Origin of the sequence: Streptomyces marispadix, from assembly GCF_022524345.1 — a bacterium.
GTDB lineage: Bacteria > Actinomycetota > Actinomycetes > Streptomycetales > Streptomycetaceae > Streptomyces > Streptomyces marispadix.
Window position 1 is genome coordinate 3,755,609 of the sequence record NZ_JAKWJU010000002.1, and the last position, 13,903, is coordinate 3,769,511.

Genomic DNA, 13,903 nt, shown 5'->3' on the forward strand with positions numbered 1-13,903 from the left:
GTGTCACCGGCGCGACGCACAATGACAGCAAGGCGTCGTGCGTGCACGCCGGTAAGTGATTGAATGCTTCTGCGGCTGCCGATCCGCCTGCTGTCCCGGCCTTTCCTCGGCCGGGATGTCTCAGTTGGTGGACGACTCGATAGCAAGGTGCTGGAGGATCCGTGGACCTGTCCCTGTCGACCCGGACCGTAGGCGATCGGACGATCGTCGAGGTCGGTGGCGAGATTGATGTATACACCGCGCCCAAGCTGCGCGAGCAGCTGGTCGAGCTTGTGAACGACGGGAGCTACCACCTCGTCGTGGACATGGAAGGCGTCGACTTCCTGGACTCCACCGGGCTGGGTGTGCTCGTCGGCGGGCTCAAGCGGGTGCGTGCCCATGAGGGCTCGCTGCGCCTGGTGTGCAACCAGGAGCGCATTCTCAAGATCTTCCGTATCACCGGTCTGACGAAGGTCTTCCCGATCCACGGTTCTGTGGACGAGGCCGTGGCGGCGACCGACTGAGGTCCGCCGGAAGCGGACCGGGTACCGGAACGTCGTTGGAGGTGCCGGGCTCTTGGAGCCCGGTACCCGGGAATGTGATCAAGGCAAGTTCAAGGGGGATGGCATGGCCATCGTGGAACTCCGATTCAGCGCGCTGCCGGAGCATGTGCGTACGGCGAGGCTGGTGGCCGCCGCGGTCGCGCGGCGAGCAGGGGTGGACGAGGCCGTGCTCGACGAGGTCCGGCTCGCGGTCGGCGAGGCGTGTTCGCGTGCGGTCGGGCTCCATGTGCTCCACGGTCTTGAGAGCCCAGTGCGTGTGGCGCTGATCGAGGAAGAGAAGAAGTTCTCCATCGAGGTCGGTGACTCGACCTCCACAGCCGCTGCTTCCTCCCGTGGCGTCTCGGCATCCGACGCCGCTTCCCCGGCGCCCGCCGGCTCGTCCGACGACGACGAGGCGGAGAGCGACATGGGCCTGGCGGTCATCAGCGGTCTCGTCGACGACGTCGAGGTGACCGCCGACGACGACGGCGGTCTGATCCGCATGAGCTGGCCGGTCGCTCCGGAGCCGGTGCTGCCCTGACCTTCCGGTCCGCCGGCTGCCGCGTCTGCGGAACTTCAACTGCCGTTTCAGGGCGGCACATTGCGGCCTGACGCAGCACCGTCACGTAGGGCCTCGTAGCCGCCCGATCCGGGACGGCTTCGCCGGGCGGGCGTCCTGCCGGGTGGCTTCTTCACCGTTGGAACATGAGTCCCCAGGAGCGGCCCCCGTACCGCGGAGTGGACCCGATCGGGAACCGACGGACAGCGGGGACGACCGCAGAGACGACGACGGCACGACAGCCGGGATCTTGCCCACGGGGCCGGGCTCCGCGAAGCGGGCTCGACTGCACCCGCCCAAGCCTTGGGTCCACTTCGTGCCGCATCCCCGAACTCGGCCCCGGCGTCGGCCCGTTGAGCGTCCCGGGCAGGCTCGGCGTACCGGGCTCGTACCCTCGTCGCCGGTGCCGTGAGCAGGCGTGCAAGGCTGTCCCAGGAGTGCCACTGCCGAAGCGGTAGCAAGATGTTGCGGGATCTTCATCAAGCGAGTCCGGATCACCTCACACGCCACATGCGTCTCATCTGACCCATGGCCGCGACGTGTCCGCGCTCCCGGTCAGGCCGCTTCCGGAAACGGATCACTGAGCTACTTTGATGTGAAAAATGGGGCCTGCCGGGGCGCCGAAGCGATCATTTTTTACAGTGTCAGCTCTTTTGTAAAGCTACCTCGTACGGGCGAATTCCTTACAGGAACTCCATTTGATCTCCGCCGTCGCAGGCGGATCGCCGAAACGGTGCACTGTTTTGTTCTGGAGCTGATCCCTACAATCCGTCCACATCTTTGCAAGCAGGAGCCGGCCACCGAACCGCGCGCCCCTGCGCCAAGCGTCAAGGAGGACGAATGGCGGGGCACCTCAGCCCAACTCAGAACCACCTGCACCTCGCTGATGCCATGCTGACCACTGGCAATCGCGGTCTCGTCATCGTGATCGCGCTGGTCGCCCTGGCAGCTCTCGGCGTCGCCGTCGTGCTGGTCCGTCAAGTACTCGCCGCGAGCGAGGGCACCGACAGCATGAAGAAGATCGCTGCTGCCGTGCAGGAAGGCGCGAACGCCTATCTTGCCCGTCAGTTGCGCACGCTCGGCATTTTCGCCGTCGTGGTCTTCTTCTTGTTGTTCCTGTTGCCTGCCGATGACATGAGCCAGCGTGTAGGACGATCGTTGTTCTTCCTGGTGGGCGCGGCATTCTCCGCGGCCACCGGCTATATCGGCATGTGGCTCGCGGTGCGAAGCAACGTACGGGTGGCAGCAGCCGCCCGTGAGGCCACGCCCGCAGAGGGCGAGCCCGCCGCGGACCTGACTCAGGTCTCGCACAAGGCCATGAAGATCGCCTTCCGTACGGGCGGCGTCGTCGGCATGTTCACCGTCGGCCTCGGCCTGCTGGGCGCGGCCTGCGTCGTGCTCGTCTACGCCGCGGACGCCCCCAAGGTGCTGGAGGGCTTCGGCCTCGGCGCCGCGCTGATCGCGATGTTCATGCGTGTCGGCGGCGGCATCTTCACCAAGGCCGCCGACGTCGGCGCCGACCTCGTAGGCAAGGTCGAGCAGGGCATCCCCGAGGACGACCCGCGTAACGCCGCGACCATCGCGGACAACGTCGGCGACAACGTCGGCGACTGCGCGGGCATGGCCGCGGACCTCTTCGAGTCGTACGCCGTGACCCTGGTCGCCGCGCTCATCCTGGGCACCGCGGTCTTCGGCAACGACGGCCTGGCGTTCCCGCTGATGGTCCCGGCCATCGGCGTGATCACCGCCGTGATCGGCGTCTTCGTGGTGGCTCCGCGCACCAACGACCGCAGCGGCATGACGGCGATCAACCGCGGTTTCTTCATCTCCGCGCTGATCTCCCTCGTACTGGTCGCCATCGTGGCGTTCACGTATCTCCCGTCCAGCTACGCCGACTTGAAGGGCGTCGGCGGCGATGCGCAGGAGATCCTCGGCCACAGCGGCGACCCGCGGGTGCTGGCCATCGTCTCCGTAGCCATCGGCATCGTGCTCGCCGCGGTGATCCAGCAGCTCACGGGGTACTTCACCGAGACCAACCGCAAGCCCGTGATGGACATCGGCCGTACGTCGCTGACCGGCCCGGCCACCGTCATCCTCTCGGGCATCTCCATCGGTCTGGAGTCGGCCGTCTACACGGCGCTGCTGATCGGCCTGAGCGTCTACGGCGCCTTCCTCCTCGGAGGCGGCACCGTGATGCTGGCGCTCTTCGCCGTTGCCCTCGCGGGCACCGGTCTGCTGACCACGGTCGGCGTCATCGTCGCCATGGACACCTTCGGTCCGGTCTCCGACAACGCTCAGGGCATCGCCGAGATGTCCGGCGACGTCGAGGGCGACGGCGCCCAGGTCCTCACCGACCTCGACGCCGTGGGCAACACCACCAAGGCCATCACCAAGGGCATCGCCATCGCCACGGCCGTGCTGGCCGCGGCGGCGCTCTTCGGCTCGTACCGTACGGAACTCGTCAGCGCGCTCAGCGAGGCCGGGGAGGGCAGCGGCAAGATGCTGCAACTCCTCGACATCGCGCAGCCCAGCACGCTGGTCGGGCTGATGCTCGGTGCCGCGGTCGTCTTCCTCTTCTCGGGGCTGGCGATCAACGCGGTGTCGCGTTCCGCGGGTGCGGTGGTCTACGAGGTCCGCCGTCAGTTCCGGGAGAAGCCCGGGATCATGGACTACACCGAGAAGCCGGAGTACGGCCGTGTCGTCGACATCTGCACCAAGGACGCCCTGCGTGAGCTGACGACGCCGGGTCTGCTGGCCGTGCTGTCGCCGATCCTGGTGGGCTTCACCTTCGGTGCCGGTGCGCTGGCGGCGTTCCTGGCCGGCGCGATCGGCGCGGGCACGCTGATGGCGGTCTTCCTGGCCAACTCCGGTGGTGCCTGGGACAACGCCAAGAAGCTCGTCGAGGACGGCAACCACGGCGGCAAGGGCAGCGAGGCCCACGAGGCGACCATCATCGGCGACACGGTCGGCGACCCGTTCAAGGACACCGCGGGCCCGGCGATCAACCCGCTGCTGAAGGTCATGAACCTGGTGGCGCTGCTCATCGGTCCCGCCGTGATCCAGTTCTCCTACGGCGACGACGCGAGCGTGGGCGTGCGCGCGATGGTGGCGCTGCTGGCCGCGGCGGTCATCGTCGGCGCGGTCTACGTGTCGAAGCGTCGCGGCATCGCGATGAGCGACACCGACGGCGACGGCGACACCGGCTCGGGCTCCGAGAGCGGTGGCGGCGACGCAGGGAAGGACGCGGAGCGCACGGCGAAGCCGGGCGACCCCGTGGCGGCTTCCTGAGTGACTGACGGGACCTGACAGGTCACGTCACATTGCATCAACAGACAGGCGGGCAGGGCGTGTTGGCGCCCTGCCCGCCTCACTGTTGTCTCTGTGGGGCACCACACAAGGTCGACTGCGTGGTGCAAAGCACCAGAAAACTGCGCAATCTTCTCGGCCGGGTCCCCGCCCTCGCCCCAGGGGCGTGTATGTTCCGGGCCGAACAGCCACGGAAGGGACCGATCCGGTGAAGAAAAAACTTGCGGCTGCACTCTCCGGGGGTGCGGCGATCGCACTCACGCTGACCGGTTGCAGCGACAACAGCGGCGCTCAGGCGGACGAGTGGGCCAAGAAGGTCTGCGACCAGGTGCAGCCTCAGGTCAAGAAGATCCAGGAGGCCAACGCGTCCATCAACGACGCGTCGAAGGAGAAGAACTCCTCCGAGGACGTCAAGAAGACGGACGCCGCCGCGTTCGAGAAGATCTCCGGCGCCTACAAGTCCCTGGGCACCGCGGTCGACAACGCGGGCCCGCCGCCCGTCGACGACGGCGAGAAGCTGCACGCGGACGCAGTGAAGGAACTGCGCGGCATCTCGACCAAGTACGGCCAGCTCCGTAAGACCGTCGACGGCCTGAACACCAAGGACCAGGCGAAGTTCGCCGAGGGGCTGCAAGGCATCGCCACCCAGCTCGACGCTCTGGGCAAGAGCGGCGACAAGGCGCTGAGCAAGCTTCAGTCCGGCGACATCGGCAAGGCGATGGCCAACCAGAAGGGGTGCAAGCGGTCCGGGGGTTCGCCGGGGGCGTAGGCCGAGGCGCGCAGCCGGTACGGCGGCCGCGCAGTCGGGGCGGACCCGGCACGCCCCGCACGTGACCGCGCACCCGCGCACCCGCGCACCCCGGACCGCAGACCCGTGGACCGCGCACCCGCGGACCGCGACCTGCGGACCGCAGACCCGCGGACTTCCGGCCCCCGCCTCCCCGCGCTGCTCACGCCCGTACGCCACCCGCTCACGCCCCTGCGCCGCACCACGTCCCCGGCACCCGGGGCGGCGCCCGCGTGCACACCGGGCGTCACAATGGGCTGCGTGAGTACGAGCGAGCGCCTTCCCCAAGCAGACCCCGATCGCACCGCCAGGCTGAGGGAGGCGTTGCGCGCCGCGGACTTCACCGCCGACGGGCTGCTCGACCTGCTCGGCGGCCCCGCGTACGCGGCACTCGCGCGCAGCGAGGCGGTCCCGGCACTGCGCGCGACCCGGGGTGCGAGCCCGCTGGAGACGCTGGTCCGGCTGTTCCTGCTTCAGCAGAGCGTCCCGCGCGAGCACGCACGGGAGGCGCTGCCGCTGGACGAGGCGCTGGCCGACGGCTGGCTGGTGCCCGCGGAGGCGTCCGAAGCCGAGGCGTCCGAAGGCGAGGTGTCCGACGCGGTCACGACGGAGGCGGAAGCGGAGGCGTCCGAAGCGGTCGCGACCGATGCCGAGGCGGGAGCGCACTCGCCGGTGCGGGCGACCGTCGACGTACGGCCCTACGCCGGACCCCACGGCCAGGACTGGTGGATCGTCGCCGACCTCGGCTGCGCCGTCGGCGGCGCCTCAGGCGTCGGCACGCAGGACGGTCCCCGTGGAAGGGACGTCGTCCTCGGCGTCGGCGGAGCATCGACGACGCTGGCCGGGATCACCGTGCGCGTGCCCGCTGCCCGAGCCCTCGACATCGGAACCGGTTCGGGCGTACAGGCCCTGCACGCCGCAGAGCACGCCACCCATGTCACCGCGACCGACCTCAACCCGCGTGCGCTCGCCGTCGCCAGGCTGACCCTGGCGCTCTCCGGAGCGTCCGGCGTGGAACTGCGCGAGGGCACTCTCTTCGAGCCGGTCGCCGGTGACGAGCCGTACGACCTGATCGTCTCCAATCCGCCCTTCGTGATCTCGCCGGGTGCCCGGCTGACGTACCGGGACGGCGGCATGACCGGCGACGACCTGTGCCGCACCCTCGTCGAGCAGTCCGCGGACCGCCTCGCGCCGGGCGGCTACTGCCAGCTCCTCGCCAACTGGGAGCACACGCAGGGCGAGGACTGGCGCGACCGCCTGCGTTCATGGGTGCCGCCCGGCTGCGACGCGTGGATCGTGCAGCGCGAGGTGCAGGACGTCATGCAGTACGCGGAGCTGTGGCTGCGGGACGCGGGCGATCACCGTGCGGGGCGGGCGGCGTACGCGGCCCGGTACGGCGAGTGGCTGGACGAGTTCGAGCGCAGGGGCACCACGGGGGTCGGCTTCGGGTGGATCACGTTGCGCAAGAGCGGCGCGGAGGACCCCGCGATCGTGGTGGAGGAGTGGCCGCACCCGGTCGAACAGCCGCTGGGAGACGAGGTGGTTCAGCACTTCGAGCGTCAGGACTTCCTGCGCGCCACCGACGACGCCGCGCTGCTGGACTGCCACTTCCGGCTGGCCGACGGAGTCGTACAGGAGCAGGTCGGGATGCCTGGCGCGGAGGACCCGGAGCATGTGGTGCTGCGGCAGCAGCGGGGGATGCGGCGGGCGACCAAGGTCGACACCGTCGGGGCCGGGTTCGCCGGGGTGTGCGACGGGTCGCTGCCGGCATGGCGGATCCTGGACGCGATCGCGCAGCTCGTGGGGGAGGACCCGGTGATGCTGCGCGACCGTACGCCGGGGGCGATCCGTCTGCTGGTGGAGCAGGGGTTCCTGCTGCCGACCGAGGCAGTCGCGTAGCGGGGCCGCCGCGTGGGTCGCGCAGCCGAAGCCGTGGCGTAACCCGGAAGTCGGTCTCGTACGCCGGGCCGGACACAGCCGAGGGCCGGTGCTCGGCGAAGTCGCCGAATCGGATACTCCCGCAAACTCGGCAGTGATCGTATTTTCGGCGTGATTTCGCTCATCACCGGCGGTCCCGTGCTCTCCTCGGCATGGGGATCGGGCCGCATCGGGCGGCAGGACCGCCGGATGTCGGGTTACCGTTCGAGTTGCGTTGCGGAGTTTTCCCGTTTGACACGCAGCCGGGATGTACCGTCACACTCCGCAGCGACACCGATGCCGAACGCCGACCGGAGAGAAGAGCGAGAAGTTGTCCCCGACCCGCGAGCCCGCAAACGGCGGGCGCCGACTCGTGATCGTCGAGTCGCCCGCCAAGGCCAAAACGATCAAGGGGTACCTCGGCCCTGGCTACGTGGTCGAGGCGAGCGTGGGGCATGTGCGCGACCTTCCCAACGGCGCCGCCGAGGTGCCCGCGAAGTACAAGGGCGAGTCCTGGGCGCGGCTGGGTGTGAACGTCAACCACGACTTCGAGCCGCTGTACGTGGTGAACACGGACAAGAAGGAGCAGGTCAAGAAGCTCAAGCAGCTTCTCGCCGAATCCGACGAACTCCTGCTCGCCACCGATGAGGACCGCGAGGGCGAGGCCATCGCCTGGCATCTGCGCGAGGTGCTCAAGCCCAAGGTGCCGGTGCGCCGCATGGTCTTCCACGAGATCACGCAGGACGCCATCCAGGACGCCGTCCGCAATCCGCGCGACCTCAACCAGCGCCTCGTGGACGCCCAGGAGACCCGCCGCATCCTCGACCGGCTCTACGGCTACGAGGTCTCGCCGGTGCTGTGGAAGAAGGTCATGCCGCGGCTCTCGGCGGGCCGTGTGCAGTCGGTCGCGACCCGCCTCGTCGTGGAGCGCGAGCGGGAGCGCATGGCGTTCCGCTCCGCCGAGTACTGGGACCTGACGGGCACCTTCGCCACGGAGCGTGGCGCCGGTGACGCCGAGCCGGGCACCTTCGGCGCGCGGCTCAACACCGTCGACGGCCGCCGGGTGGCCCAGGGCCGCGACTTCGGCGCAGACGGGCAGCTCAAGAACCCGGACCAGGTGCTTCACCTCGACGAGGAGAACGCCCGCGCGCTCGCCGCCGCTCTCGCGGAGACGCGCTTCTCGGTGCGTTCCGTCGAGTCCAAGCCGTACCGGCGCTCGCCGTACGCACCGTTCCGTACGACCACGCTTCAGCAGGAGGCCAGCCGCAAGCTCGGCTTCGGCGCGAAGCTGACGATGCAGGTGGCGCAGAAGCTGTACGAGAACGGCTTCATCACCTATATGCGTACGGACTCCACGACGCTCTCCGACACCGCGGTGAACGCCGCACGCGTGCAGGTCACCCAGCTCTACGGCGCCGAGTATCTGCCGGAGCGTCCCCGGGTCTACGCGGGCAAGGTCAAGAACGCCCAGGAGGCGCACGAGGCGATCCGCCCCTCCGGCGACCGCTTCCGTACGCCTGCCGAAACGGGCCTGACGGGCGAGCAGTTCAGGCTCTACGAGCTGATCTGGAAGCGGACCGTCGCCTCCCAGATGAAGGACGCCACCGGTCAGTCCGTGACCGTGAAGGTCGGCGGGCAGGCCGCCGACGGGCGGGACGCCGAGTTCACCGCCACCGGCAAGATCATCAACTTCCACGGCTTCCTCAAGGCGTACGTCGAGGGCTCCGACGACCCCAACGCCGAGCTGGACGACCGTGAGCGCCGCCTGCCGCAGGTCGGCGAGGGCGACCCGCTCACCGCCGACGAGCTGTCGGTCGACGGCCACGCCACCAAGCCGCCGGCGCGCTACACCGAGGCCACGCTCGTCAAGGAGCTGGAGGAGCGGGAGATCGGCCGCCCCTCCACATACGCCTCGATCATCAGCACCATCCTCGACCGGCGCTACGTCTTCAAGAAGGGGACGGCCCTGGTGCCCTCCTTCCTGAGCTTCGCCGTCGTGGGGCTGCTGGAGAAGCACTTCGGCCGCCTCGTCGACTACGACTTCACGGCCAAGATGGAGGACGACCTCGACCGTATCGCTGCGGGCAGCGCGGCCTCCGTGCCGTGGCTGCGCCGCTTCTATTTCGGCGAGGACGGCAATGCGGACGGGGGCGCGGACGGCTCCGTCGGTGCGCCGGGCTCGGCGGCCGACTCCGGCAACGGCGACGGCGACCACCTGGGCGGACTCAAGGAACTCGTCTCCGACCTGGGCGCGATCGACGCCAAGGGCGTCTCGTCCTTCCCCGTCGGCGAGGGCATCACGCTGCGCGTCGGCCGCTACGGCCCGTACGTCGAAGGCCCGCCGCCCTCACCGGACGAGCCGGGCCAGCGCGCCGACGTCCCGGACGACCTGCCGCCGGACGAGCTGACCGTGGAGCTGGCCAAGGAGCTGCTGGCCAAGCCGAGCGGCGACTTCGAGCTGGGCACCGACCCGGAGACCGGCCGCCCGATCGTGGCCAGAGACGGGCGTTACGGCCCGTACGTCACGGAGGTGCTCCCCGAGGGCACCCCGAAGACGGGCAAGAACGCGGTCAAGCCGCGCACCGCGTCGCTGCTGAAGTCGATGTCGCTGGACACGATCACGCTGGACGACGCGCTCAGGCTGCTGTCGCTGCCGCGGGTCGTCGGCACCGACCCGCAGACCGGCGAGGAGATCACCGCGCAGAACGGCCGGTACGGGCCGTATATGAAGCGCGGCACCGACTCGCGTTCGCTGGAGACCGAGGAGCAGATCTTCACGATCACGCTCGACGAGGCCCTGGCGATCTACGCACAGCCGAAGCAGCGCGGCCGGGCCGCCGCCAAGCCCCCGCTGAAGGAGCTGGGCACCGATCCGCAGAGCGAGCGTCCCGTCGTCGTGAAGGACGGCCGCTTCGGCCCGTATGTGACGGACGGCGAGACGAACGCGACGCTGCGCCGGGACGACGACCCGGAGACCATCACCGCGGAGCGCGGCTTCGAACTGCTCGCCGAGAAGCGGGCGAAGGGCCCCGCGAAGAAGGCCACCAAGAAGAAGGCGACGAAGAAGAAGGCCACGGCGAAGAAGGCGACGGAGAAGACCACCACCGCCAAGAGCACCTCCGCCAAGACCACCGCGAAGAAGACGGCAGCGAAGAAGACCACGACGAAGAAGGCCGCCGCGAAGAAGACGGCGTCGGCGTCGAAGACGTCCGCGTCGGAGAAGGACGGCTCGGGGGAGTAAGACCCGGGCCAGGCCAGGGGAGAGGGCCGATGGGCGGGGTACGCGAACGGGGTGGAAGAACGGCCCGGGAGAACGGCTCGTCGCGCGGGCCGGAGCACGACCGGAGAACGACCGGGGAGCGGGCCCGACGAGCCGGGAAGCGGCCGGGACGCCGCAGAGCCTTTCGTGGGCCTTCGGAGGGCTCGTGAAGAGTAAACCCCAGGTCCCGCCCGTTTGTTCGGGCTGGGACACACGGCCTGCACGGCTCCCTATACCCTGACCGCCATGACGCGAGCAGATCAGCCAATGGGCGTAACCCCCACCCCTGACGCCCCCGACGACGCACTCGCCGCGGAGTCGCGCGAGCGCGCCGTGGGTGCGCTGTTGCGCTTCGGTCCGCTGCGGCGACTCTGGAGCGCCCATCTGACCAGCGGCATCGGCGACGCACTGGCCTTGCTGGTGCTGTTGCTGCTTGCCCTTCAGGCAGCGACCGTACGGGCGGCCGGCGCCGACGCGGTCTTCGGCGGCGGATACCGGGGCATGGCCCTGGTCATCACCGCGGTCTTCGGCGCACGACTGCTCGCCACGATCCTCTTCGGGGCCGTGCTCCTCGGTCCGGTCTCGGCGCTGCTCGCACCCGGCAAGGGCGTGCTCGACCGCCGGTGGACGATGTTCACCGCCGACGCGCTGCGTGCGCTCGCGCTGATCGTCGCGCCCATGTGGATCGACTGGATGCCGCGCAACGCCTTCGTGCTCGTACTGAGCACCGTCTTCGTGCTCGGCGTCGCCGAACGCTTCTGGACCGTCGCCAAGGACAGCGCCGCACCCGCGCTGCTGCCCGCGCCGCCGCCGGAGGGCGCGGCGGTGCGACCGCTGCCCGACCGCCAGGAGGCGCTGCGGCGGCTGTGGCTGCGCAGCACCTTCGTCGCGCTCCCGGTCGCCGCCATCGGGCTCGTCGCGGTCACGCTCGTCAGCAACGCGCTCAGCTCGGCCTTCGCCTGGTTCCACACGCATCAGGCGGCCCTGGGCTCGTATGTCGCGGCCGGGCTGTTCGCCGCCGCGCTGTCCGTCGTCTACTTCCTGGAGCTGCCCGACGGCGGAACTCCCCGCCCCCGCTCGCCACTTCAGGGTCTGCGGCGGCCGAGGACCGGGTCCCCCGCCGGCGGTGGTTCCGGCTCCGCTTCGGCATCCGGCGACGGCAAGGGCCGTACGGGCGCGGTGCCGCTGCTGGTGCTCGCCGGTTCCGCGACCGCGTGGGCCATCGCCTCCGCCGTCGCACTCGCCGCCCTGCACGCCGCTGACCTCGGCGGCGGTCCCATCAGCTTCGGGTTGCAGGTCTTCGCGCTCGCCGGGGGCACGGCCGCGGGCATCCGCCTCGCGCCCCGCACGCTTCCGCTGCTGTCGCGGCGGCGGCTGCTCGCCATCGCCATAGGCGTCGCCGGTCTCGCCCTGCTCGTAGCGGGTCTGGTGACGGACGCCACGACCGGCCTCGTACTGATGACGGTCGCCGGGCTCTCCTCGGGCGTGGCCGCACAGGCCGGGCACGTGCTGCTCGACCAGGAGATCGAGGACGCCCAACGTGCCCGTATGACGGAGCACTTGCAGGCCGTCGTACGCATCGCGATCGGGCTCGGGGCACTGGCCGCGCCGGTGGCGGCCGGATTCATCGGGCCGCACCGCGTCGCGGCCGGGGACTTCGTCTTCGACCACGGCGGCGCCGCCTTCACGCTGATGCTGGTGGGCGCGCTGCTGCTGCCGGTGGCGGCCCTCGTGCTCGGACGTACGGACGACCGCCAGGGCGTCACCCTGCGCCGCGACCTGCTCGACGCGCTCGGCGGCGGCCACCCCAAGGAGGCACCGGCAGGCAACGGCTTCTTCATCGCCCTGGAGGGCGGCGACGGCTCCGGCAAGACCACGCAGGTCGAGACGCTGGCCGAGTGGATCCGGGCCAAGGGCCACGAGGTCGTCGTCACCAAGGAGCCCGGTGCGACGCCCGTCGGCAAGCGGCTGCGCTCGATACTGCTCGACGTGTCGTCGGCAGGGCTGTCGCACCGCTCGGAGGCACTGCTGTACGCGGCGGACCGCGCGGAGCACGTCGACACGGTCATCCGTCCCGCGTTGGAGCGCGGCGCCATCGTCATCTCCGACCGTTACATCGACTCGTCCGTCGCCTACCAGGGCGCCGGACGAGATCTGTCGCCGACGGAGATCGCGCGCATCTCGCGCTGGGCGACCGCCGGGCTCGTGCCGCATCTGACGGTGCTGCTGGACATCTCGCCCGAGACGGCGCGTGAGCGCTTCACCGAGGCGCCGGACCGGCTGGAGTCGGAGCCCGCGGAGTTCCACGACAAGGTGCGTGCCGGGTTCCTGACCCTGGCCGCTGCCGACCCCGCCCGCTATCTCGTCGTGGACGCCGGGCAGGAGCCGGAGGCGGTCACCACGGCCGTACGGCACCGCCTCGACGAGGTGCTGCCGCTGTCGGACGCGGAGATCCAGGCACGCGAGGACGCCCGTAAGGCCGCCGAGGCCGAAGCCCGCCGCAAGGCCGAAGAAGAGGCCGCGCGCAAGGCGGAGGAGGAGCGTCAGGAGCGCGAACGGCAGGAGAAGATGGCCCGCGTACGGGCCGAGGAGGAGGACCGCAAGCGTCGCGCCGAGGAGCTGGAGCGGCAGCAGGCGGAGGCACGCCGCGCGGAGGAGGCCCGGCGCAGGGCCGAGGAGGCGCGCCGTATCGCCGAGGAGGAGCGCCAGCGCCGGGAGGCGGAGGAGCGTGCCCGCGAGGAGGAGATCGCACGCCAGCGGCGCCTCGCCGAGGAGGAGGCCAGGCTGCGTGCGCAGGCCGAGGAGCGTCGCCTGGAGAAGCAGCGCCGGGCGGAGGAAGCGCTTCAGCGTGCCGAGCAGGCCCGTAACCGTACGAGCGGCTCCGGCGGTACGGACGCCGTGAACCCGGACGGCTCCGACGGCGACACCGCCAAGCTGCCCCAGCCGGAAGACGAGCAGGGCGGAGGCGAGGCGGCCCACGGCGGCTACGACGCCGAGCGCACGCACGTCATGCCGCGGACCGGGCCGTCCGAGGGCTACGGGGACGACTCCGGGCAGGCGGGCCGGTCCGGCCAGGCGGCGCGGCAGGACGAGGAGACGACGCTGCTGCCGCGGGTCCCGGCGGAGGAGCCCGCGCAGGAGCAGGGACGCGGACAGGACCGGCAGGAACGTACGCGTGAGATCCCGCAGGTCGACGCCGAGAACGGGCGCGGCGGACGGCCCCGTCCGGATTGGGCGGAGGAGACGCCGCTCGACGACGTGCCGTCGCTCGCGGACGAACTGCTGGGCTCCGGTGAGGACGACGAAGAGGAGCGCGGGGGCCGCAGGCGCCGCCGCGGCAAGTGACCTCCGCCGCGTCGTAAGGGGAGCCGCCGCTGCGGGGTTCCCCGCCTGCCGGGCTCGTGTGTCCTGACTGTCGGTGCCGTGGACCACAATGGTCGGCGTACGGATGTCGTACGCGCGAAGTCGCGTGAGCGCCGATCGAGCATGCGCCGGCCAAGTCGGGCCGGATCGGCGTGGGCGTCCGGCGTGCGCGGCGCGAGACGTCCGCGGCG

The 13,903-nt window shown here is 70.5% G+C and carries 7 protein-coding genes; all 7 read left to right on the forward strand.

Annotated elements, in window-relative coordinates:
* The first annotated feature begins 161 nt into the window (after positions 1 to 161).
* Complete coding sequence (gene bldG / locus MMA15_RS15715; protein WP_019547857.1) at positions 162 to 503, forward strand: anti-sigma factor antagonist BldG; 342 nt, start codon at positions 162 to 164, stop codon at positions 501 to 503.
* A gap of 103 nt (positions 504 to 606) precedes the next feature.
* Positions 607 to 1,062: an ATP-binding protein gene (locus MMA15_RS15720; RefSeq protein WP_241060407.1), complete on the forward strand. Its 456-nt coding sequence runs from the start codon at positions 607 to 609 to the stop codon at positions 1,060 to 1,062.
* Positions 1,063 to 1,920: 858 nt separating this feature from the next.
* On the forward strand, positions 1,921 to 4,368 hold the full coding sequence (locus MMA15_RS15725; RefSeq protein WP_241060408.1) for a sodium-translocating pyrophosphatase: 2,448 nt from the start codon (positions 1,921 to 1,923) through the stop codon (positions 4,366 to 4,368).
* Between the two features lie 226 nt (positions 4,369 to 4,594).
* Entirely contained in the window at positions 4,595 to 5,155 is a 561-nt protein-coding gene (locus tag MMA15_RS15730) for a small secreted protein (protein WP_241060409.1), read from the forward strand.
* 270 nt (positions 5,156 to 5,425) lie between these two features.
* Entirely contained in the window at positions 5,426 to 7,072 is a 1,647-nt protein-coding gene (locus MMA15_RS15735) for a DUF7059 domain-containing protein (protein ID WP_241063217.1), read from the forward strand.
* A gap of 349 nt (positions 7,073 to 7,421) precedes the next feature.
* Positions 7,422 to 10,331: a type I DNA topoisomerase gene (gene topA, locus MMA15_RS15740; RefSeq protein ID WP_241060410.1), complete on the forward strand. Its 2,910-nt coding sequence runs from the start codon at positions 7,422 to 7,424 to the stop codon at positions 10,329 to 10,331.
* Positions 10,332 to 10,595: 264 nt separating this feature from the next.
* Complete coding sequence (gene tmk / locus MMA15_RS15745; RefSeq protein ID WP_241060411.1) at positions 10,596 to 13,694, forward strand: dTMP kinase; 3,099 nt, start codon at positions 10,596 to 10,598, stop codon at positions 13,692 to 13,694.
* The last annotated feature ends 209 nt before the right edge of the window (positions 13,695 to 13,903 follow it).

Bases quoted from the DNA above. Each gene is read 5' to 3' on its own strand.
- MMA15_RS15725 (WP_241060408.1), top strand. From the start codon at position 1,921: ATGGCGGGGCACCTCAGCCCAACTCAGAACCACCTGCACCTCGCTGAT.
- MMA15_RS15720 (WP_241060407.1), top strand. From the start codon at position 607: ATGGCCATCGTGGAACTCCGATTCAGCGCGCTGCCGGAGCATGTGCGT.
- MMA15_RS15735 (WP_241063217.1), top strand. From the start codon at position 5,426: ATGGGCTGCGTGAGTACGAGCGAGCGCCTTCCCCAAGCAGACCCCGAT.
- tmk (WP_241060411.1), top strand. From the start codon at position 10,596: ATGACGCGAGCAGATCAGCCAATGGGCGTAACCCCCACCCCTGACGCC.